Origin of the sequence: Acidobacterium sp. S8 (assembly GCF_009765985.1) — a bacterium.
Lineage (GTDB): Bacteria > Acidobacteriota > Terriglobia > Terriglobales > Acidobacteriaceae > Alloacidobacterium.
The window spans coordinates 182,923-206,424 of sequence record NZ_LMUM01000027.1 but is presented as its reverse complement, the minus strand read 5'-3'; the positions used below and the strand labels follow the sequence as shown (position 1 = coordinate 206,424).

General features: G+C 55.6%; 6 protein-coding genes. All 6 read right to left on the bottom strand.

The window, feature by feature from the left end:
• A partial coding sequence (locus GSQ86_RS11190) for a condensation domain-containing protein (protein ID WP_254062309.1) occupies nt 1-1,611 on the bottom strand: 1,611 nt, incomplete at its 3' end.
• Nucleotides 1,608-6,236 carry a type I polyketide synthase gene (locus tag GSQ86_RS11185; protein ID WP_158750017.1) on the bottom strand — a complete coding sequence of 1,543 codons (4,629 nt, stop codon included), beginning with the start codon at nt 6,234-6,236 and terminating at the stop codon, nt 1,608-1,610. The genes GSQ86_RS11190 and GSQ86_RS11185, both read right to left, overlap by 4 nt.
• A 19-nt stretch (nt 6,237-6,255) precedes the next feature.
• A complete protein-coding gene (locus GSQ86_RS11180) occupies nt 6,256-11,796 on the bottom strand; it encodes an SDR family NAD(P)-dependent oxidoreductase (protein WP_158750016.1) in 5,541 nt (1,846 codons plus the stop codon).
• On the bottom strand, nt 11,793-15,389 hold the full coding sequence (locus tag GSQ86_RS11175; protein ID WP_158750015.1) for a beta-ketoacyl synthase N-terminal-like domain-containing protein: 3,597 nt from the start codon (nt 15,387-15,389) through the stop codon (nt 11,793-11,795). Before GSQ86_RS11175 ends, GSQ86_RS11180 begins: the two co-directional genes overlap by 4 nt.
• Nucleotides 15,373-21,126, bottom strand: a complete 5,754-nt coding sequence (locus GSQ86_RS11170) for an SDR family NAD(P)-dependent oxidoreductase (protein WP_158750014.1) — start codon at nt 21,124-21,126, stop codon at nt 15,373-15,375. Before GSQ86_RS11170 ends, GSQ86_RS11175 begins: the two co-directional genes overlap by 17 nt.
• 4 nt (nt 21,127-21,130) lie before the next feature.
• Nucleotides 21,131-23,497 (bottom strand): beta-ketoacyl synthase N-terminal-like domain-containing protein, encoded by a 2,367-nt coding sequence (locus GSQ86_RS11165; RefSeq protein WP_158750013.1) that lies wholly within the window; start codon nt 23,495-23,497, stop codon nt 21,131-21,133.
• Nucleotides 23,498-23,502 lie beyond the last annotated feature (5 nt).

Sequence of the window (23,502 nt, the reverse complement as noted above, 5' to 3'; positions counted from 1 at the left end):
CCCGAACCACTCAGCTACCGTCCTGTATCCAGCTCTCCCTCGCGATGTCTGGTTCCAGCCACGAAGAACTTCCTCCCGCTCCCCTGCGCTCAGTAACGGCAGCTCTCCGATCCGCCGCTCCCCGTCCTTCACTACCTCTTCCAGCAAACGCACGTAATGCCCCTGCATCTGCCCGATCGTCTCCTCCTCAAATAAATCCGTGCTGTACTCAAACTCGCATCGATACCCTCCTCCCACCGGCCAGATCAGCACCGCAAGATCGGCGCCCGCAATATTGAAGTCAATATGAGCAAGCTCTGCTGTCAGGCCGGCCAGTCGGAGTTCCGGCAGTGGCAGGTTTTCCAGTGTGAACATGATCTGCGCTAATGGACTGTGATTGCCGAGTCCACGTTCTGGGCGCAGCTTTTCGACGATCATGTCGAAGGGAACATTTTGATTGGCGTATGCCGTCCGCGTCGTCTCGGTCACACGCCGGACCAGTTCAACAAAAGTGGGGTTGCCGCTCAATTGCGTGCGCAGCAGCACATTGTTAACGAAGAAGCCAATCTGCGTGGAGAACTCCTGGCGTGGCCTGTTCGCCACATTACTTCCAACCAGAACGTCTTCTGAAGCCGTGTACCGAAATAGAAGGACTTTAAAAGCTGCCAAGAGCACATTGAATAGCGTTGTACTAATCTCGCGGCTTAGTTTTCGGAGATGCTCGGCAAACTTCTCATCGATCTCTACGATCATCTTTCCGCCGTCGGAGCTTAGGGATGCGGAGCGCGGCCGGTCGGTGGGGATTTCGAGAGTTTGCAGATCGCCTCCCAGCCGATCGAGCCAGTAAGGCATCTGTTGCTCCGCGAGTCTGCGACCTTCTTCCCGTTCCCAATGTACATAGTCGCGATACTGAAACTGTGGCTCGGGCAACGGAGAAGTGCGACCAGAGGAAAATTCTCTGTAGAGCTCAGTCAACTCGTGAGAAAGAATGCCCAGCGACCAGCCGTCGGCCACTATATGGTGCACCACCATTACCAACAGATATCGATCCTGCGACACCTGAAACATCGTGGCTCGAAATAGCGGCGGCTTATTCAGCTCGAAGGATCGGCGGCCCGCATGCCATCCTAAGCGCTTCGCTTCCTCTTCTGCCTCACGCTGCCCCAGCTCTCGCAGATCAACAAGATCGACCTTCCATTCCACTGATTCGGCGATCCAGGCAAAGGCTTGGCCGTTTCGTTGTGAAAATCCTGTACGTAGCGACTCATGACGCTCAACCACCGTACGCAGCGCACGATCCAGAGCCGCCAAATCAACCATCCCTGTGAGCCAGAATGGAATGACGATATTGTTTGCAGGATTCGCGGGACGAACCTGATCCAGAAACCACACGCGCTGCTGGGAACGAGACAGCAAAACGTCTCCACTATCACGCGCGTTTTGTTGTGAACCTTTCCAATCCTGGGTATTCCGCAGGAAAGTGAGAATCTCCTGCTTTCGATCCGCGAGTTCCTGTCGCATTTCCGGTGTGAACGCATTTTTCGGAGCGCTGATGGTCAGCTTGTCGCCATGGACGTTCAGGGCGACGTCTCGCCCACGCAACTCAGACAGAAACTGGATGAGAGGTTTCACAATACGATCTCCTCGTATCCAGCAGCCACAGCTTCCGTTGACTCACTGCCACGGCTTCCAGCTATTAGTGCATCCAGATACATGGCTGCCAAGCTGAGATTCGGATATTCAAACAAGTACGTAGGTGGCAGCGCAGCACCAGCTGAGGTTTGCAGCTCATTTTTCAATTCGAGCGCCATGAGCGAGTCCAAACCAAGTTCTGCGAATGGCTGATCGTCAGACCATACATAATCTGACGGAAGCATGAGCACCGAGGCAATGCGCGAACGAAGATACCCGCGAATCACATCCAAACGCTGGCCTGGCTGCGCCACTAGTACCAGCGAAGCCAGCGTGGCTGGAGCTGCAGCCTTGGCTGAATCCAGCGCATTGTCGGCCATCTTCTCCAGCAATGGCCAATCGTGGTGCGCTGTACGGGCAGCGAAGAACACCTTCCAGTCGAAAGGCAGAGCTGCCAGCGCCGGCATGCCGCTCAGGATTGCCTGCTCCTGCAACTCCATACCTTTGTCGGGCGATATGCTGCCGATACCGATTACCGTGGAGCGCTGCGCAATCTTGACACGCGTCGCCATTCCAATATCCGACCACGCGCCCCACGCGACAGAAGTCGCAGGAAGACCTCGCTGGTGCCGCAGTTCCGCCAACGAATCAAGAAATGCATTTGCGGCGGCATAGTTGGATTGCCCACTTAGTCCCAGCAGCGCAGAAGCCGATCCAAACATCACAAAAAAATCCAATGGATACTTGAGAGAAAACTGGTGCAACAGCCATCCGCCACTCACCTTTGGTGCAAACACGGTGGCAAAGCGCTCCGGCGTCTGCTGCGTCATAGTACCGTCATCGAGGGTGCCTGCAGCATGAACGATACCGCGCAGCTCCGCGCCATCCGCAGCGATCCGAGACGACAACTCCTCGATCTGCTCCGCCTTCGAGATATCCGCAACGACAGGATGAACGCGGACATTCGCACCGGCGAGCTTTTCGATCCGGGCGCGTGTCGCGGGTGAAGGTTCGCGGCGTCCAACGAGATATACCTCCTTCGCGCCACGTTCAACCAGCCATTCTGCCGTGCGTAGACCCAATCCACCAAAGGCTCCCGTGACTAAATAGGCGCCATGCGGCTGGATCGCAATGAGACCCTGTTGTTGTTCCTGATATCTTGCCAGGCGCGGCACATAGAGAGCATTCCCGCGAATTGCCATGGTATGTTCTGTTGTTCCATTCCGCAGAAGTCCAGCAAACTGCGCGTAGTCCGCTAGCGTCGGATCCGACGCTAGATCTGCGTGATGGATGCGCAGGCCTGGATGTTCGAGCCTGGCTACCTTTGCCATTGCCTCGGCAATGCTCGCCGCGAGATCGGGACGATTATCTGCCTCCCCACATACGAAGGCTCCCTGCGTTATGAGCCACACATCCGGCGGCTCTGCTCCGTGTCCCATCACTTCCTGAAGCACTGTGAGAATTGCCGTTGCGTTCTGCAGAGTTGCCGCAGGCGCATCGGATGCTTCGGAATGATTTGGCAGCATCAGCAACATTACGTCTGGCTTCGCGGCGTTGCGCAGTGAATCTCTAATCAGCGCACGGCCAATTTGCACATCACCTGATGTGCTTCCCGCGAAAAACATACGGGCATCACCCTTCAAGGCATACGTGTAAATTCCCTTTGCACTGAGTGACTCCTTCATCGTCTCAAGGCAAGAACCTTCGCCAGCGATCAATGCCGATTTCGATCCGGAGGCGGAGCGAACGCTCGGAGTCGCCATGGCAACCCACTCCGTCCGATAAAGCAGGGGTTCCAGAGGATCTTTCGTAACAGATTGTTGCGTTGCAGCAGCAAGGGCGCTCGTCGCTCTGGGCACGGATGTCGCCCAATAGCGCTGGCGTTGGAAAGGATAGGTTGGCAGTGCTAATTTTTGCTTTGACCTGTCACGATAGACCTCTGCCCAATTGATTGGCACCCCTGCGAGATAAGCAGTCCGAAGCGCTTCAAATGCGCTTACCCATTCATCCTTTCCGCGCTGCATCGCTGCTGCGGAAGACATTGTCAATTCCGGATGAGCTGCCTTGGCCATGCCTAACAGAACAGGGCTGGGTCCGATCTCAAGCAGCAATTCGGGTTTGTGATCCAAAAGCGAATTTAATCCCTGAGCAAACTTTACAGTTTGACGCACGTGCTGACGCCAATAGGCGGCATCTATCCGCTCGTCTTTTCCAAGCACGCCGCCGGTAACGTTCGAAACGAATTCGATTTCAGGAATCTTGCAGTCGAAGTTGGCTGCCTGACGTTCAAACTCGTCCAGCATAGGCTCCATCATGGGAGAGTGAAAGGCATGCGATACGGTCAGTGGTTGCGTTTTAATTCCCTTCGCTGACAGCTTTCGGCCAATTTCATTCAGCTCTGCGCTGCGACCGGAGAGAACCACGCTCTCGGGGCCATTGCTTGCCGCAATGGAAATCACGGCGGGAAGCGAACCAATGGATGCCAACACTACCTCTTCACTAGCGCGGACAAACAGCATACCTCCATTGCGAGGCAGCTCACTCATCAACCTGCCGCGCTCGGCCGCGAGCATCAAGGCGTCTTCGAGCGTCAAAATGCCGGCAACGCAGGCGGCCACATATTCTCCCAGGCTGTGCCCCTGCACGATGGTTGGTCGTAGTCCCCATGATTCCCACAACATCGCCAATGCATATTCCACGGCGAAAAGAGCCGGCTGTGTCCACTTTGTGTCGTCGATTAATTCACTCGGAACCCCCGACTCACCAAATATGACCGAACTGAGCTGATGCTCTCGTTTGCCAGCTAGAGCTTTGTCGCAGCGATCGATGGCTGAGCGGAATGTTGTATTACGCTCGTACAAGGAATGACCCATTCCTGAGAATTGAGAACCCTGGCCGGTAAATAAAAACGCGATCGAAGGTGCTTGGTAGCCGGAGACAAATCGATAAAAGGACGATTGCCGTGGGTCCGATTCAATGATCTGCTCAAGCTGCCCAGTTGCATCCGTAACAGATCGTACGATCAATGCAATTCGATGTTGAAATGGGGAACGACACCCATTGAGTGTCCAGGAAAAATCAGCCAACACAGTCTCTGGATGTTCGCGAAGATATCGGGCGTAGCGTTCGCAGAGAGCGGTCAGGGCTGCGGGCGTTTTGGCTGAAATAGTCAACAACTCTGCTGCGTAGGGTGCTTCGGTCGCCGGAGGGTCGGCGGCGGGAGCCTCCTGGATCACCAAATGACAGTTCGTACCGCTGAAACCGAAGGAACTGACTCCGGCAATGCGTGGGCGCTGACTCCGAAGCCACGGTTTCGCGCTCGAAGGAACTTCAAACGGCTTATCTTGCAGGGCTTCATTCTCGTCGCCTGCCCCCAGGTGAAGATGCGGTGGCAGCAATTCATGTTCAAGAGCCAGCAATATTTTCATCACGCCGGTCACGCCGGCAGCCGATTCCAGGTGACCTACGTTTGTCTTTACAGAACCAAGCAACAGCGGACGCGTCTCGTCGCGGTGCTCGCCGAAGACATTGCTCAAAGCACCCAGCTCGATCGCATCTCCGAGTACCGTTCCCGTCCCATGCGCTTCAACGTAATCGATATCCGCAGGCGTCAGCTTTGCCTGCGCCAGCGCTGCTTTAATCACTTTTTCCTGTGCCGGACCGTTCGGTGCTGTAAGCCCATTGCTGCGGCCATCGTGATTTATTGCCGTGCCGCGAATCAGTCCAAGAATGCGATCGCCGTTAGCCTGCGCCGCAGAAAGCCTCTTCAAAACAAGGATTCCGCATCCCTCCGCGCGCCCGAAGCCGTCCGCATTCCGGGAAAATGTTTTACAACGCCCGTCGGCGGCAAGCATATGTGCCTGCGAAAGAATCACGACACTACCGGGCATAAGGACAAGGTTCACACCTCCGGCCAGTGCCCTGCTGCATTCACCGGTGCGCAGACTTTGGCACGCGAGATGGATCGCCGAACCTGACGCCGAGCATGCTGTGTCGACGGACAAGTTCGGACCATGCAGACCAAGGAAATGCGATAGACGGCCCGCTGCGACAGAACTCGCCAGGCCCGACCCCGAATATGCATTGAGCGCCGATTCGTCAGATTGGAAGACAAGCTGCTCGTAGTCACTGGAGCTTATGCCGATAAAGACACCGGTCGAGCTCTCCTCCAGAAGATCCGCGCGCTCTCCGGCATTTTCCAGTGCCTCCCAGGCTACTTCGAGGAGCATCCGATGTTGCGGATCCATTCCAGATGCTTCCCGCGGAGATATTCCGAAAAATGCCGGGTCGAACTGATCGATATTTCGCACGAATCCGGCATACTTCGTAATTGCCTTACCGGGGGTATCAAGATGAGAATCGTAAAATGCGTCCGCATTCCATCGTTCGTCGGGTATGCGTTCTATCGCATCCTGTCCAGTAGCCAGGATCTTCCAGAAATCCTCCGGCGTCTCTGCGCCACCCGGCGTACGGCAGGCCATTCCGACGACCGCGATAGGCTCGGAAGCCGCATTTTCCCTCTCAGCCAGACGACGCTCGAGCTCTACTGCGAGCAACGCCAGTCGCTTCGGCGAAAGATTCTGGATACGCTCCAAAAAGACATTCGATGTTTCGTCGCTTCGCACTACAGATTTTCCGTCCGCGCTATCGATGCGCGCCTTTCTCGAAAATGAAATCTACTTGCTCATCCGACATCTGCTCTATTTCATCCAGGATGCCTAGCGACGCCAAGCTGCCGGGAATGTTCGCCTCACTCATCGGTTCAGTGTCGTTCGCTTGCGGCATTGATTCGGCCGAGAACAACTCCTGCTCGATAAAGCGTGCAAGCCGCCCCACGCTCGGATAATCGAAGATGAGGGTTGATGGCAGCCGCCGCTCCAAAAGCGAGGACAGGTTGTTTCGCAAATCAATCGCTAGCAGAGAATCCATCCCGAGGTCGCTCAGCGATTCATCCGGATCGAGCTCCTCTGAAGAGCGCAAATCCAGGGTGGAACGTACCGCATTGGCCACGATTCGCTGAATAGCAGCAGTGCGACTCGTTGCTGAGGCTGCAAAAATTTCGACGAGTAAGGTGTTGACAGATGATGCCAATGCATCTGTGCTATGACCGCCCTCGATTACGCGTCCAGTTTTTGAAGTTGGACGGCGTTCAGCTTCTTTCGTTTCGAGACTCACCTCCGAGAAAAATCTCTTTTGCGCCTCGGGAACCTTACCCAAATACTTCGTCCAATCCATGTCAGAAATCGCAACTTGCGATTCTTCCATCTGTATGGCCAGTTCCAGCGCCGCAAAAGCGTGTTCCGGGGGCATGACATGCATCCCTGAGCGTGACAAATAACTCTCGATCGTTTCGTTGGCAGCCATGCCGGTTTCGCCCCATGCACCCCAGTTCACACTGAGCGCCGGTAGGCCCTCAGCATGACGAGATGCAGCGAGCGCGTCAAGAAATGCGTTTGCGGCGCAGTAGTTGGCTTGTCCACGCGATCCCGCAAGAGAAGCCCACGACGAGAACATGACAAAAAAATTCAACTTTGCACCATGGGTCAGCATATGCAGGTTCCATGCACCATTCATCTTCGGGCGCATCACACTCGCAAAACGTTCCCAGGATTGTTCGGATAATACCGCGTCATCGATCACGCCTGCGCAGTGCCACACGCCACGCAAATTGTTCCCGCATTGCGTTATGAGGCGCTGCGCTGTTTCCATCTCAGCCACGTCGCCATAAAAAGTATGGATTGTTGCGCCATCTGCCTTGAGTCGCGCGATTACCCTGCTTGATTCTTCGGAAAGCTGACTTCTTCCGGCAAGAACCAGGTCACGTACGCCCTTCTCTACCAAATACTCCGCCAACTTGAGACCGAGACCCCGCATACCGCCGGTGATCAGATGTGTTCCATCCGTGATGTCCTTCGAGCCCGACCGTATGACGACTCTGCCGATATGCCGTGCCGAGGCCATATAGCGAAAAGCCTGCTTCGTCTCCCGCTCTTCAAAAACGGCGGCGGGTAACGCGGGAAGGACACCCTCGGCAATGTCGTTCATCATCGCCGTAATCTTTGTCTTCACCCACGGAGAGCGCTCCGCAAAGAGAGGGGTAAGATCAGCTGCTAGATAAACTACGCCCGGCCATTGTTGTTCGACGGAATCACGATGGCGAAGATCCGTCTTACCCAACTCGACAAATCTTCCGTCCGGCCTGAGAAGCGATAATCCCGTGTCAATTGCATCGCCGACTAGCGAATTCAGCACAACATCCACCCCTGTGGGGATTTCGTCTTTGAAGGCGAGTGAGCGAGAATCGAATACGTTTTTGATACCGAAGTTGCGAAGCCATGCACGTTTCTCTTCGCTGCCTGCCGTTGCAAACATTTCTACTCCCGCCTGCTGGCAGAGATGAACTGCGGCGAGTCCCACCCCTCCTGCGGCTGCATGAATCAACACGCGATCGCCCTTCCTGATGTGGGCAAGCTCGTGCAGGCAGTAATCGGCAGTCAGGTACGCGACAGTCTGGGCTGCTGCGGTTTCAAACGACAGCTGTTTTGGTTTACGCACAGCCAGCGCTTCCGCTGTCACCACGTGTCTGGCAAAACAGCCGGGCGCAATCGCGACTACCGAATCCCCTACCTGCAAGTCGGATACGTTGCTACCTGTGCGAGAAACCACGCCGGAGCAATCGGTTCCGATTGGCCCGGCATGATCCAGCAGTCCTGTCGCTTTCAAAACATCGCGAAAATTCAAAGCCGTCGCCCGCACCGCAATCTCGATCTCATCGGGCTGCAAATTACCTCTTTCTACCTGCTCATAGGCCAGAGCCTCTATACCTTGTCCCATCGAAAGTCTCGTCGATTTCCGCTCATCGACGGGTACCTGGGAGTCAAGCAATCTTTCAATGCGCGCAACATATCTTTGTCCGGAACGATATGCGATGCGCAGATCGTCAGTTCCTCCAAGTATCTCGTGCACAACTTGTCGCGTAGTGGACTCATCACTATCGGCAACATCGATCAGCGTGCACCTCAACTCAGGAGCTTCCAGAGCAATTGCGCTCGCCATTCCCAGTACAGGCGTATCGGCCAGTCGAATGTGAGCTTCGCCGCCTGACGGAAGCATGCATGCATTTTCAGTGATCAGGTAGAGTCGCGGCTTCGATGTTGGATCGACTTCGAGAAGCCCCTGTGTTACTGCGAGCACTCGTTCCACTTGTCTTCTGCTGCGATCAACAATACTGCCTGCAGCCGATTCTTCCGTTTCTTCCTGTGATGCGAAATAGAGCACAGCATCGACATCTGCCAGCCTCTTTGTATACAACTCGTCGTCGGCGAGCCGTACAACCCCTAAACCGAGCTCACGTAAATAAAATTCGGCAGCGCTCATACGTGCCGAGTCGCCTACGAGCGCCACCCTCCGAACCGCAGAGTTTGCCGACGGCGGCGGTGCACCCTCAGTCTTCCAGTGCGGCCTATAAAGCCAGGACGCAATATTTTCCCTAGGGGCGACCACCCTGCGGAAAAGCAAGTTCCGGAATACCGCCAGAACAGCGCCATCTTGATCCATGACGGTGACATCCACATCCAACGTGTCACTGTCCATGCGACGGCTACGGAAATGGCTCCAGCACACTTCTCCAGGAGTAGCAAAAACCTGGATCTCCCCAACGCTTGAGGGAAAATAAATGCTCGCGTCGCCACTTACGACCCCGATTAACTGAAGGCAGGCGTCGAGCCTCCAGGGAGCAAAGAGATAGCCTTCTTCAGCTGTCATCGCCTTCACTTCGCCCAGCGCCTCATCCGTGCCGCTCCATAGTCGCGCCAGTCCTTGAAACTTCGGCCCGAATGCGGCTCCGCTCTCTCTTACACTGGCGTAGAAGCTCTCCGAGTTTTCCTGCGTGGTAACTTGCTGTTGTATGGCATCGATATCGACGCGTTCGACCTCGAGAAGGACTGGCCGCAACCATCCTTCGCAGAAGCTTTGCCACTCTTCATCCGCACCCGCCGTCCCAAACACCCGAACGCGGCTGCGCCCCTGAACCTCAGATTCAACAACCACCTGGATGGTTCGTGAAGTGTCAACCAACAATGGGGCCTGCAGTACCAGGTCTTCCAACCGCACCCCCGACGGGAATAGCTCTGCTCCAGCCTCGAGCATTAACTCGACATATCCCGTAAGTGGAAAGACCGTCTTTCCATTCATGACATGCTGACCGATCCAATCGGTAGCACCATCAACAGAAAGTAGTGTTTCAAACTGTGCCTTCACTCCGGCTACAGCGAGACGAGTCCCAAGCAGCTTCCATTTGGTCGCTTTACCGCCATCCTCTCTTTTCTTTGATGGAAAATCCACCCAGTGTCGTTCGCGCTGAAAGGGATATCCCGGTAATGAGACTCGACGGTGTTTCTTTCCCTCATTCCAGAGCGTCCAATCAATCGGTGTTCCCTTTACAAAAGCCTCCGCTACCGTCGTCGGATCTACTTCGGGCCCAACCGCAAGCGTAGAACGGGAGTATTCTCCGGCACGCCATTTCCCCCGGAAAATTTCCTTCGCACCATCGCCCTCTTTTAACCACATGTTCAGGTGATGGATGGCCCCATTCTTGTCGTTCGCGACAGTTGCCAGTCGTTCGCTGAATAGCGACCTCCCAGTCGCCGTTGTGTAACAGATATCGGCCCAGTTTGCGTCACCATTCTCCAGTACCTTGACATAACGTTCGGCCATCTCGCGCAAGGCAGAGACGGTTCGGGCGCTGAGAACAAGCACGTCCATTCTGGAATCACTTTTGATGGGAGAGGTGCTTGTTGTCATTCCCTCAAGCACCACATGGGCATTTGTTCCGCTAAAGCCAAACGAGCTCACGCCTGCAATCTTTCGGCCTTCAATCGCGGGCCACGGTTGGGCATCCCTCACGACTTCGAGTGGCAGTTCATCCCACCTTACATGCGGATTGAGTCGCTCGAGATTTGGATGTCCGGGAATGATATCTTTTTGCAGAGTAAGAACGACCTTAATGAGACCGATGATGCCAGCCGCTGCCTCAAGGTGTCCTATATTTGCCTTTACCGCGCCCAGCAGTAACGGCTGTTGCCGTTTCCGGCCAGCCTTGAATACCGCGCCCAGAGCCTCGGCCTCGATTGGATCACCCAGAGATGTTCCTGTGCCGTGCGATTCGACGTATCCAACCTGCCAGGCTTCTACGCCCGCATTGGCATATGCCGCGCGCAACAGTTCCTGCTGGGCATGCCCATTGGGCACCGTTAGACCACTTGTAGCTCCATCCTGATTGATTGCCGATCCTCGAATGACAGCAAGAATCCGATCGCCATCGGCTTCCGCATCGCGCAAACGCTTGAGAAGGATCACCCCGCAGCCCTCTCCGCGAACGAAGCCGTCAGCCGCTTCATCAAATGTGCGGCATACTCCCAGCGGCGACAACATATTTGCTTCGGCAAAAGCAATGGAATACTCAGGCGCGAGGATAAGATTGACGCCACCCGCAAGCGCCATCGAGCACTCTCCACGGCGGATGGCAGCACACGCGAGATGCACCGCTACTAAGGATGAGGAGCAAGCGGTGTCGACCGAAATGGCGGGACCATTTAAGCCAAACAAATAAGCGATTCGGCCTGACGCCACACTTGTGGCAATCCCCGAAGCGAAGTGAGGATTCAGTGCGTCAACCCCTGCATCCTGCAACTGCATTTGCGCATAGTCGTGGGAGCAGATGCCAACAAAGACGCCGGTGCGAGATTTGTAAAGTGAGTGAGGATCGACCCCCGCATCCTCAAGAGCCTGCCAACTGGTTTCGAGTAGAAGACGATGCTGCGGATCGATACCCGCCGCCTCGCGTGGCGATATTCCAAAATGTTGTGGATCGAAAGCATCCACCTGATCTAGTAATGCCGCCCATCGTGCGGCTTCCGGCAGTGTTGTCTGATGCCCGACATCAACAAATCGTTTGTTCGCTTCCTGCCTCACCGCAATACGACGTTCTGACAACAGTCTCCAGTAATTATCCGGCCCCTCTCCGGCACCCGGCACCCGGCAGCCGATTCCAATAATCGCGATCGGTTCCGAGCGTTCGCGCTCTAATTCGTCGACCCGCGCTTGCGCAGCCTGCACCGCAAGGAAGGCTCGCTTGATCGCCGTGAGCGGCGCATTTCCCTGATCTGGCTTATCCGTCTGAGTCATCGCCTGGCTAGCCGCTCCTTCAACATCTGCTCCACTTCCTCATCAGGCATTTCGCTCAGCTCGTCGATCGTTAGCAGAGATGTACTGGAAATCGAGGGATTGCCGTCTGATGACAAAACACTCCCGCTGCATACACCTCCATCAGACAGTGACGACGTGGTGTCTGAGACGTCTTTCGTCCGCCCGTCCATCTCTTCGGCCAAGGCAAGCAGCAACGTATTCGTCAGCTCACCCACGGTCCCCGTATCAAAGGCAATCGTGGAAGAGATTTGCGCTCCCAGCCCCGAAGCTTTACCCAACTCCGCCTTTAGCTCCAAGGCAATCAGCGAGTCCATACCCAGATCGCTCAACCGGTCACGTGCCGTCAGACTCTCAGCGCTCTGCGATAAATTGAAGACCCGTCGTATCGTTGTTCGCACCAAGTTGAACATTGCTTCTTCGCGTTCCGGAGGCGGAAGTATGCGAAGGCGCTCAGCCATTTCTTCAGCATCGTTTGAGACTGTCGGCAGTAAGGATTCCCAGTTCTTGACTGCATCATCCTTACCAAGGGCGGTGACATCGCCGTCGTATTCTTCTCGGTTGCTGCGCGCAATCACAACGTGCTGCCCGATCGCAGCCACCGCTGCATCAGCGGCAGGCAATGTTGTGACAGGTGAAAATCCGTGCTGTTCCAGGACGTGTTTCCACTGCTCTGGATTCAGCAACGGATGCGTTCCACGAAGATCATCTTCAAAGTGCTGCCAGCCCTCGATCAAGCCGGTCGACATATCAAACCAGGTATGGTGCTGCGTTGATTCGAGGAGCACCATCAGACCGCCCGGGGCAAGCAAATTCCGGATTTTTCCTAGAGCAGCCTTCAGGTTGCGCGAAGCATGAACGACGTTGGCCGCGACAATCACATCGAACTGTCTTTCCCCTATGCCGTCTGAATTCGATAGTCCATCCAGATCGAAGATGGCATAGCGGACAAAAGGATACCCAGCGAATTTGCGTTGGGCACGGTTCAGAAACAACATAGACAAATCGGTGAACCAATATTCTGAGCAATTAGCGGGTAGAGCCGACAAAATTGCCGACGTTGTCCCTCCTGTGCCTCCGCCAATCTCTAAGACTCGCGCATCGCGCCGCACACTAGTCCCGCGAACAACTTCATTCACAGCGGCTGCAACGATTGGATTTAGATAGTGAGCTTCGGCGTTTCCTTCGTAGAGTCCTTCCGCTAATTCGAATGAGCCTTGCGGGAACAGTGTCTCCAATGGGTTTGTCTTACCCGTCATGACAGCACTCAGCAACGAACCACAATGACGTAGATACGCGAGGACGCCGGGACTGCCGGCCAGACACCGCTCTGCTTCGCGCCAATACGAATCGAGCGACACGGGCGAAAGCTCCTCAACAGCCTTATATCCATCGTTCTCTTTTACTAGTATTCCGCCAGCTGCGAGTCCTTCGAGCCAGCGCAAAGTCAGATTTCTGTACAACGGATCGAAATTGCAACTGGCGATTACGTCGTCCACGCTTGATACCTGCCCAGAACGGAAGGCTTTTGTTTCTGATAAAACGCTGCGTGCGTGAGCCAACGTAAGGCGGTGCAACACATTCCATCTCTCTGGGTAATTCCCTATCTCCCAACCCAACGGACCCTGTCTGCTCTGCGCCTCGGCAGCGTCAACCACAGCGCGCCAAATCCTGTCACGTTCTCTTTTTCGCTTCTCCTGTGGCGTGTGTCCGAACCAATAACGAGTACGGCGGAATGGATACACCGGTAACGAGACGCGATGCGCATCCTCGGCATCACTCACTTCATGCCAGTGCAGCGCTCCGCCGCTTACATAGAGTGCCTGAAGTCGTCCAAGAGTATCGACTGTGGTACCAGAAATACTTTGAGCAGGATGACTCTTTGCTATCCCTGAAACCATCTTTCCGGCGAGCCATTGCTCGAGCATCTCCGCTGCGGACCTTGCATCGTTTGCACGCAACGCCAGTCGATGTTCGAAACTGGCACGTCCTGTTAACGCAGTAAAACAAATGTCGGTAAAGTGTTCCTTCGTCTCTCTTAGAAAAGGAACGTAGTGCTCAGCCAATTCGCGCAGAGGTGTCTCGTGAGCGGCCGACAGGACGAGCAGCAAATCCTTCCCCTGCTCCGTAACTACAGTTTTGTTTGGAATGCTCCGATTTTCTGATGACGACACGATGACATGTGCATTCGTGCCGCTAAAGCCAAATGAGCTCACGCCGGCGTAGAGCTGTTGCCCATCATCTTTCGGCCACGCCGTCAGACTCGCGGAAACTTCGATTGGTAAATGCGCCCAGTCAATCTTTGGATTCGGATCGTTAAAATGCAGGTTCGGTACTATGCCATGCCCCGGCTGCATCATAAGGACCACCTTCATCAGCCCCGCCATACCAGCTGCCGCTTCAGCGTGCCCCAGATTGGTTTTCACCGAACCAATGTGCAACCGATCGCTCTCCTCGCGTCCCACACCATAGACAGCAGAGAGTGCTTTTACTTCCATCGGATCGCCGAGCGGTGTGCCGGTGCCATGAGTTTCAACGAAGTCAATTGATAATGGGCCAACCCTTGCATCATCCAGCGCAGCTCGTATGACGGCCTCCTGAGCTGGTCCGTTCGGTGCTGTCATTCCGGCACTGCGGCCGTCTTGATTGATAGCCGAACCGACGATGTTCGCCAAAATCAGATCGCTATTCTGTCTTGCGTCCGCCAGGCGTCGTAAGACCAGAACTCCGCAACCTTCGCTCCTGACGTAGCCATCTGCAGATGCATCGAATGTCTTGCAATGGCCGTCCCGCGAAAGCATTCGCGTACGGGTGAAGCCGACGTTATACTCCGGCGAGAGAATCAGGTTTGCGGCCCCTACGATTGCCAGATCAATCTCCCCACTTCTCAGGCTTTGCACTGCCAGATGCAGAGCTGCAAGCGATGAAGAGCACGCTGTATCCACAACGAGCGCCGGGCCGTGAGAGCCGAGAAAATATGAGATGCGGCCGGCAGCAATGCTCAACGCAGCGCCGACCCCTGCGTACGCATCAATCTCTCTCGTATCACCCATCGTGATGCGTGCATAATCGCAGTTCGACAAACCCAAAAAAACGCCCGCAGAGGTGTTAAACAAGCTCTTAGGATCAATTGCTGCGCGTTCCAATGCCTCCCAGGTAAGCTCAAGCAGCATTCTCTGTTGTGGATCCATGCTCGCAGCTTCGCGAGGATTGATGCCGAAGAACTCAGCGTCGAAGGCATCGATGTCATGGAGAAAGCCGCCGTGGCCGTCGTACATCGTACCTGCGTGATCGGCATCCGCATCCAGATACTCGCGCAAATCCCAGCGCTCCGGTGGAATGACTCCTATCAGATCCTCGCCCTCGGCAAGCGCTTGCCAAAAGCGCTCCGGCGAGGTAACGCCTCCGGGAAAACGCATAGCCATGCCGACGATCGCTACCGGCTCATTCTCTCCCTTTTTGCTTGCCTCAAGTTCGGCGCGCAACTGCCGGATCTCTATCAGCGCGCGTTTCACCGGAGATAATTCGCCCATCGCAGATGGAGCGCTTTGCGACGGCTTAATGTTTTGAGACATGGCTCAACGTCTCCAGTTCTGCGAGCAACAGGGCCTCGGCCTCGCTGTCACTTAATTCCGTTATCTCTTGCGGCCATCCGTTGATGTCCTCGGACGCGCGTTCAACGCCGAATATCTCGGCCAGTAAAGTCTCCCGAAGAGCCCGTAGTGTCGGATAATCCAGCACGAGGGTTGGCGAGAGTTGCCGGTCCAGCGAAACCTGCAATGTGTTGCGCAGTTCAACAGCCATCAGGGAGTCGAGGCCAAGATCATGGAGTGCAGCATCCTCATCGATTACGCTTTGCGCTCCCAGAGAAAGGATTTGTACGATCTGTTGCCGCAGCATTTCCATAAGTAGCTGGCGACGGTCTGAGGCTTCCGCTTGTGCTAGAAGATCGCTGAAGCTCTTTTTGTGTGCTGGTGGCGGCGATGATGACATCCGCGCATTTTCTTCAGACCTCGGTACACTGTCTAGCGGATCTGCCAGTGCAGCAAATAGTGACGACGCATGGGCTGGACGCTGGCTCACGAACCGGTTCCATGAGACAACCGGCAAAACCGCGGATGTTATCTCGGAGCTTGCAAGCAATCTTTCAAGCGCGGATGTTCCATCTTCCGCGGTGACCCATGCAAAACCAAAGTCTGCTGGATGCAGCGCCTCCGCCATCCCGGCTCCAGCCCACGGCCCCCACCAGACGCTCAACGCAGGCAAGCCTTGTCCGCGGCGATAGACCGCCAGCCCGTCAAGCATGGCATTCGCTGCACTGTAGTTCGCCTGGCCCGGCATCCCGAATAGCGTGGCAGCAGCGGAAAATAGTACGAAAAAGTCCAGCGGTAGATTGTGCGTAAGCTGATGCAGGTTCCAGGCGCCTTCCCATTTTGGCTGCGCAACATTTATGAAGGATTCCGAGGTTTGCCGCAGCAGGCTGCGATCGTCGATCACTCCAGCTGCGTGCAGAATACCTTTGATCGGCGCGTCTTTTGAAATGGATCCGATGCATTGATGGAGCGCTGTGAAATCCGTGATGTCTATACGCTCGACGCGTACATCGACACCAACATCACGCAACTTTGCTAAAGCTGCTTGACTTGCTTGATCCCCACCACGGCGCGAAAGAAGAATAAGATGCCGTGCGCCGCGCCTGACCAGCCACTCAGCGAAGTGCATCCCTACTCCGCCTGTGCCTCCGGTGATCAGATAGGTCGCTTTCGGATCAATGGCTACGGTCCGGGTTGAGGGATGCTTCCGTGTAACCGCGAGCTTACCTATGTGGCGAGCCTGCGACATAAAACGAAGTGCATCGACTGCACTATCGAATTCCGTCACCGGCAACGGAGGAAGCTCACCGCTTTGAAGCATCTGCAACATTTCCTGCATTAGAGATGGAATGAGGAGCGGATCACGTTCTCCTTCCTCTGAGAGGTCGTATTTGAAATGCTTGATGTCCGGCCGCGCCTTGGCAACTTGTTCTCTGGTTAGAACGTCCCGCTTGCCCACCTCAAGGAAGCGTGCCGAGTGCGCGAGCACATGTAGCGAACTTTCTGCCAGCGCGCCGGTCAGGGAGTTGAGCACAACGTCTACGCCGTGGCCGCCGCTAATCCGCATGACGTCGGAGGCGAAGTCAGTCGTCCTTGAAGATAGAACGTGCTTGATGCCGAGCATACGCAGATACTGTTGCTTCTCTTCATTTCCTGCGGTGGCAAAAATCTCTGCCCCTCTGGCGCGCGCTAGCTGGACGGCGGCCAATCCAAGACCACCAGCCGCGGAATGAATCAGAATCCGTTCGCCTTTCCGCAGTTTGGCCAACTTATCGAGACCAAACATCGCGGTCAGATACGCTACAGGTAAAACCGCTGCTTGAGCGAAACTAAACTTATCGGGAATTTTTGCCGCATTGCGCCCTTTTACAGTGGCGAAAGTTCGAAAGCTGCCGATGGCAAAAGCAAAGACCCGGTCACCCGCCTTAAAGCCGCTGCTCTCTCCGGCCCGGATCACGATGCCGGCGCATTCCGCTCCCAGTTGCTGCGAGAAGCCGGGCAACATCCCCAGCGTGTTCATCACGTCACGGAAATTGATTCCATGCGCGCGGACCTCGATCTCGATTTCGTCGGCTGATGGCGCCTTACGAGGAACAATCATCGAGACCAGATCTTCGATGATTCCGCTCTTTGACGTCTGAACCTCGATATTGGGCGGTTCGGCCGGATCTTCCTCGGAAATAGCTCGCTTTGTCAGGCGCGGCGTACTCGCAAAGCCGTTTCGCCACGCGATCTCCGCCTCACTACTACCGAAAGTACGGAGTATTTCCGCCGCACTACCATCGACATCCAAGTCGATAGCGTGCGTTCGCAGTTCGGGAAACTCCATCTCTGCCGTGCGGCGTAATCCCCAGACCGCGCGACCCCCCACAGAAACGTCCATCTCCAAATCGCTTACCTGCTGTGCGCCTCGCGTCACCAACCAAACACCGGACGCCGGATGAATCTGTTCCCGCACCAATGTCTGCAAAAGCAAAAGAGTGTAGGTGTAAGCGTGCGGCTTTTCCAGCCGAAGGGCGGTGTCCTCATGCAGGAAGCGAGGCTGACTTATGGCTACAACACCCTCGATACGTCGCGCTTCAGTTGAAGCTTCTCGTAGAATCCTTGGGACAACTTCCTGATCCGATACGACGGTGCAAGTCGCACCCTGCTCTCGCATCTGCTGTGCAAGCTCATCGGCGAAACGCTGATCGTCTCCGGTAATAAGCCAATGCCCGCTAACATTCGCCGGATGCTCCGCTAATTTTGCCGGAATCCAATCAACTCCGTAAATGCCAGTTCTCGACGTTCCCGTTGCACGCCTGCGGAAGCGAAGCCCTTCAATCTTCGCCACCACCCTGCCGTCTGGATGCGCGATAGTTAGATCGGCTGTGAACATGTCGCCATCGATCCGTTCAATTCGGACATGGCTCCAGCATCGCTCGCCAAAAGGACCGTATTTCCTGAAGACCTCCGCACTCAGAGGCAGGTACAAGCCATCATCGTCGACCAGCGACGCCGCCACCTGCAGGCATGCGTCCAAGCGCCAAGGAGAAATTACATATCCGTCTTCCTTATAGGTGCTCCGAATCTCCCCCAGCGCCTCATCCTGACCAGTCCAGAGCGTTTCTATTCCTTGGAACGCCGGACCGAAACTAACGCCCCTGTCTGTCATCTGTGAATAGAACGCTGCGGGACCAGTTTGCTTTAGCCGCAACCGGATGGCATCAAGGTCAATTTGCTCTATCTTAGTTTCAGCGGCGCCGGAAGATCGCATCCAGCACTCCGACATCGTCTCCCATTCTTGTCTGTCGTTTTCGGCATAGATACGCACTCGAGATCGTCCCGCAACAGCAGTCTCGACGACGGTCTGTACCGTACGCGTGGCAGAGACAGTGAGGGGCGCCTGCAGAATCAAATCTTCCAGGGAGATATCTTGCGGACCAACGATCTCAGCCGTAGCCTCCATCATCAGCTCCAGGTGTGCGGTCGCAGGAAGAACGGGCTGACCTTCGACGATATGCTCACCGATCCAGCTAGTCGCGCCGGTAAGCATGAGTACTGATTCAAACTGTCCTTTTACTCCGGCCGCGCGCAGGCGATTGCCTAACAATGCATGACCTGTTGTCATCCCTGCGATTTCCTGCCTTGAACTCTGCGGCTCAATCCAAAACCGCTCTCTCTGGAATGCATAGTTCGGAAGCCATACACGCCGATGCTTCAAGCCATTTTCCCACTTGCTCCAATCCACCGGCAGACCATGAACGAACAACTCAGCAACTACATTTGCAAGCGCTCGCCAATCCGCCGTGACAGTGAGCCGTACCGTTGGAATCGAGAACTTTTCTGAAAGTGATCCGACGACAATAACAAGATTCACAGCTGCGGTAGCTAGTTGTGTGTGAAGACTCGAACCAGAGGATGCGACGACGACAGGATCTGCGCCCAAGTCCGCCCATTTCGACATCCAGGCTTGTTTGCGCATTGCTTCTGAATCCGCAGGCCTACCCAGCAATCTGTCAAGAAGATGCAGATCGTCGCCAAAGACAAGACCAATGCGCACGCGTTCACCTAAGCGGAGCCTTCCGTGGTGAATTTCAGGGGCAGTAGATTCGTTCTGCAGCCAGCGATTCAGTCGCGCCACCGCTTCAGCCTTATCTTTAGCGATAACAGCAAGGCGTTCTACAAACGCCGAGCGACCATTTGCCGCAGAATGGCAGATCTCTCCCCAACTCGCCTCAGTTCGTTGGAGAAACTCCGCATATCGTGCAACAAGTCCATTCAAAGCTGAAGAAGTTCGCGCACTGATTGCTAGAATCTCGGCGGCCCGTGTGCTTCTCTCAGAAACTCGTGTGTCTTCGAAGGCCTCGACGACTACATGCGCGTTTGTGCCGCTGAAGCCGAACGAACTGACTCCGGCGATACGGCGGCCTTCGATTGGCTCCCAGGTCCTTGCTTCCGTAACAACTTCCAACGATAACTCGTCCCACGAAACGTGCTCGCTTGGCTGTTCCCAATAGAGCTGCGCCGGAACAACGCCATGATTCAGAGCCAGCACTACCTTCATCAGGCCAGCAATACCCGCAGCCGCTTCGAGATGTCCAATATTCGTCTTGACCGAACCCAACGGTAGTGGCCGATCCCGCTTTCTGCCTTCACTGAAAACGGCTCCCAAAGCCTCGGCCTCGATAGGATCGCCAAGCGTAGTACCTGTGCCATGCGCTTCCACGTATCCCACTTGCCACGGCTCTATGCTGGCGTTACTGTGGGCTCGCCTCAGGAGCTCCTGTTGCGCTTGCCCATTCGGCACCGTCAAACCGCTCGAGGCACCATCCTGATTCACTGCTGAGCCCAGAATCACGGCCAGAACCGGATCTCCGTTGGCCTCCGCATCGCGCAGTCGCTTCAAGACAATCACTCCGCATCCTTCACCGCGGACAAAGCCGTCCGCTCCGGCATCGAAGGTGCGGCACGCGCCGCGTGGAGACAGCATGCCCCACTGTGAGCCCATGATTAACATGTCGCTGGTGGCAAGAATGTTCGCGCCTCCTACGATCGCGAGACCTGTCTCGCGCTGCATCAGGCTGCGGCAGGCGCGGTCGACCGCCACCAGAGAAGAAGAACATGCTGTGTCTATGGCCATGCACGGCCCCTGCAGGCCGTAGAAATAGGAGATCCGTCCAGCAGCGGCATTCAACGCTGAGCCTTGCATGAAATGCGCCACCAGTGCTTCACTCTGTACGCACTTTTGATAATGGCGGGCGTATTCGGCTCCACAGATGCCAACAAAAACACCCGCGTCCTGTCCAGCAAGAGATTTGGGATCGATGCCTGCGTTCTCCAGAGCTTCCCAGCTTGTCTCAAGTAACAGCCGCTGTTGCGGATCGGCAGTCACCGCTTCGCGCGGCGATATCCCGAAAAACTCCGCATCGAAATCGCCCGGTGCGTCGAGCATGGCGGCCCAACGGCTATATGTTTTGCCCGGTGTCTGCGGATGAGCGTCAAAGATCGTGTCGAGATCCATCCGTTCACGAGGAATCTCTGTCACAACATTTCGTTTTTGAAGAAGAAGATTCCAGAATGCCTCGGGATCGTTTGCGCCGCCGGGAATGCGGCATGCCATTCCGACAATGGCAATCGGCTCACGTTGCTCAAGCTCTTCAACGCGACGGCGCAAAGCGCGAAGCGCGACAAGTGTCTGCTGTTCCGGGGTCAACGATATCGGCGTCTTTTCCATCATCCCGTCAGTACACTCCTAACTTCTCTTGGATCGCCGCAAGCTCGGCGGCGAGAGCCGTATCCGTCTCCGTAGCGCTCATGCCTGAGACCGTGGTAGTCTCCTGCACTGACTGTTTCGTATCCCTCGCAGAGAGAATTGGCGCGGTTTTCTCAGGAGACTTCCCGGACATTTTGCCGTCTAAGAATCTGGCTATTGCGGCAACGGTCGGATACGTAAGCGTTAAAGTGCCCGGCAGTTTCAATCCCAGGCCTGCTTCCAATCGGCGTTTCAACTTGACACTCATCAGAGAATCCATGCCCATCTGAAACAGGCCTCGGTTCTCATCAAGCGGTTCGTCGTGCGGTAGTCCACAGACCATCTTGGCTTCACCGCTCACGAACACAAGCAGCTTCTCGATACGGTCCTTGGAGGAGAGTCCGGAGAAACCCTCGAGCCAATCCGTTGCAGCGCTTTTCTCGGACGCAATTGCCAGGACCGGCGTTTCGCGCCGATTGCCTGTCGGTGCAATTTCAGAAACATGTTGTGCCTGTGGCTCTGTTGCTGAGTTGTCGGTACTATCCCGTGTGACGAACCAGTATGGTTTTCCTTGAAAAGCATATCGCGGCAGGCTTACCAATCTGCCATTCGCAAAATAAATCTCACGCCAATTGATTTCAGCGCCCCGCTCATAAGCACCCGCGAGTTGTTTCAGGCGCAAAGAACGATCGACTGGCTGAACATCGCCGGCAAGTGGTGGGTCTTCTTTCCCCAAAGCTTTTCTAAGAAGTTCGGACGCGATCTCGAAGCCGGTATAACCCACGACAGCAATACGGAGCGCATGGTGCGTTCGCCGTACCGTTGAGCTGTAAGCGATATCGACGAGCTCCTGCCCGGACGCCAACTCAACTTTAGCGGCGTATGCCTCTGCCATCATCTTTAACGCTTCGGGCGTATGTGCCGAGACAGCTATCAGAACCGGCTCTCCTGAGTACTTCTCCATGCGTTCCGCGCTTTGTGGAGCCTCTTCGACAACGACGTGCGCATTTGTACCTGACCAGCCAAAAGAACTCACTCCGGCGATCCTGCGTCCAGCTCTCGTCCACTCACGTCCTCGCCTTGGAATGGAAAGTCCCGATCCTTCAAGTGCCAGATGCGGATTGAGCTCCTCCAGATGGGCAACCGGCGGCAGATAGCCACGCGAAAGTACCATGACGGCTTTGATGAGTCCCGCAATACCGGCACCCCCCTCGAGATGTCCAATATTTGCTTTTACAGATCCAAGAACACACGGGGCTGTCGTCGCTTCGGTTCGAAGCACCTCCGCGATTGCTTCCACTTCAATGGGATCCCCAAGCGCGGTTCCTGTTCCATGTGCTTCGAAATATCCGATCTCCGATGGCGCGACTCCGGCATCTTTCAGCGCGCGACGCAAAAGGCGCCGCTGGGCAAGGCCGTTCGGAGCTGTAAGCCCATTCGTGTGCCCGTCTTGATTAGTCGCAGAGCCTCGAATTACTGCGAGAATGCGGTCCCGATCGTGCTGAGCATCGCTCAGACGCTTCAACACCACAACGCCACATCCTTCGCCACGCCCGAAGCCATCCGCCCGACTATCGAAGGTCTTGGATCTGCCATCGTCTGCCAGCATCTGCAGTTGCGACATCGCCACGCTCGTGCGTGGAGACAACAGCAGATTGCTGCCCCCGACAATCGCGCAGTTGCAATCGCGCGAACGAAGACTGCGGCAGGCCAGATGGACGGCAACAAGGGACGAAGAGCATGCAGTATCAACGACCATGCTCGGACCACGCAGATCGAGCCAGTAGGCCAAGCGGCCGGCGATCACATCATGCGCTGTCCCAGTTGCGGCATACCCATCCAGCTCTCCCAGATTCTCGAACTGCATCGCGCCATAGTCCGCGCTGTGCCCATGAACACCGACAAAGACACTTGTTTCACTTCCGCGCAGTTGAGCGCGTGTGAGCCCGGCATCTTCCAGAGCATGCCATGCCGTTTCCAGAAATATCCGCTGCTGGGGATCCATTCGGATCGCCTCTAGTGGAGCGATTTCAAAAAATGCAGCATCGAAGTGGGTTACGTCTTCCAGGAAGGCGGCGCGACGCACATTCGTTTTTCCCGGTGTCGGAGCCTGCGCACTGAAGAACGCATCTCTATCCCATCGTTCAGGTGGCACGTCGGTCACTGCATCTTTGCCCTCGGCAATCATTTGCCAGAAAGCCTCCAGGTCCTCACCCGCACCGGGAAACCTGCCGGCCATTCCGATGATTGCAATTGGCTCAGGCGAACCTTGGGCTTTTGCCGCTGCGAGCTTCTCTCCCAGTTCGCGGATGACATGCCTCGCACGGTCCAGTAACTCGTCGTTTTGATTTCGCATCGTCA

Coding starts and splice junctions, on each gene's coding strand:
- GSQ86_RS11180 (WP_158750016.1), bottom strand. CDS start 11,796: ATGACTCAGACGGATAAGCCAGATCAGGGAAATGCGCCGCTCACGGCG.
- GSQ86_RS11175 (WP_158750015.1), bottom strand. CDS start 15,389: ATGTCTCAAAACATTAAGCCGTCGCAAAGCGCTCCATCTGCGATGGGC.
- GSQ86_RS11170 (WP_158750014.1), bottom strand. CDS start 21,126: ATGATGGAAAAGACGCCGATATCGTTGACCCCGGAACAGCAGACACTT.
- GSQ86_RS11165 (WP_158750013.1), bottom strand. CDS start 23,497: ATGCGAAATCAAAACGACGAGTTACTGGACCGTGCGAGGCATGTCATC.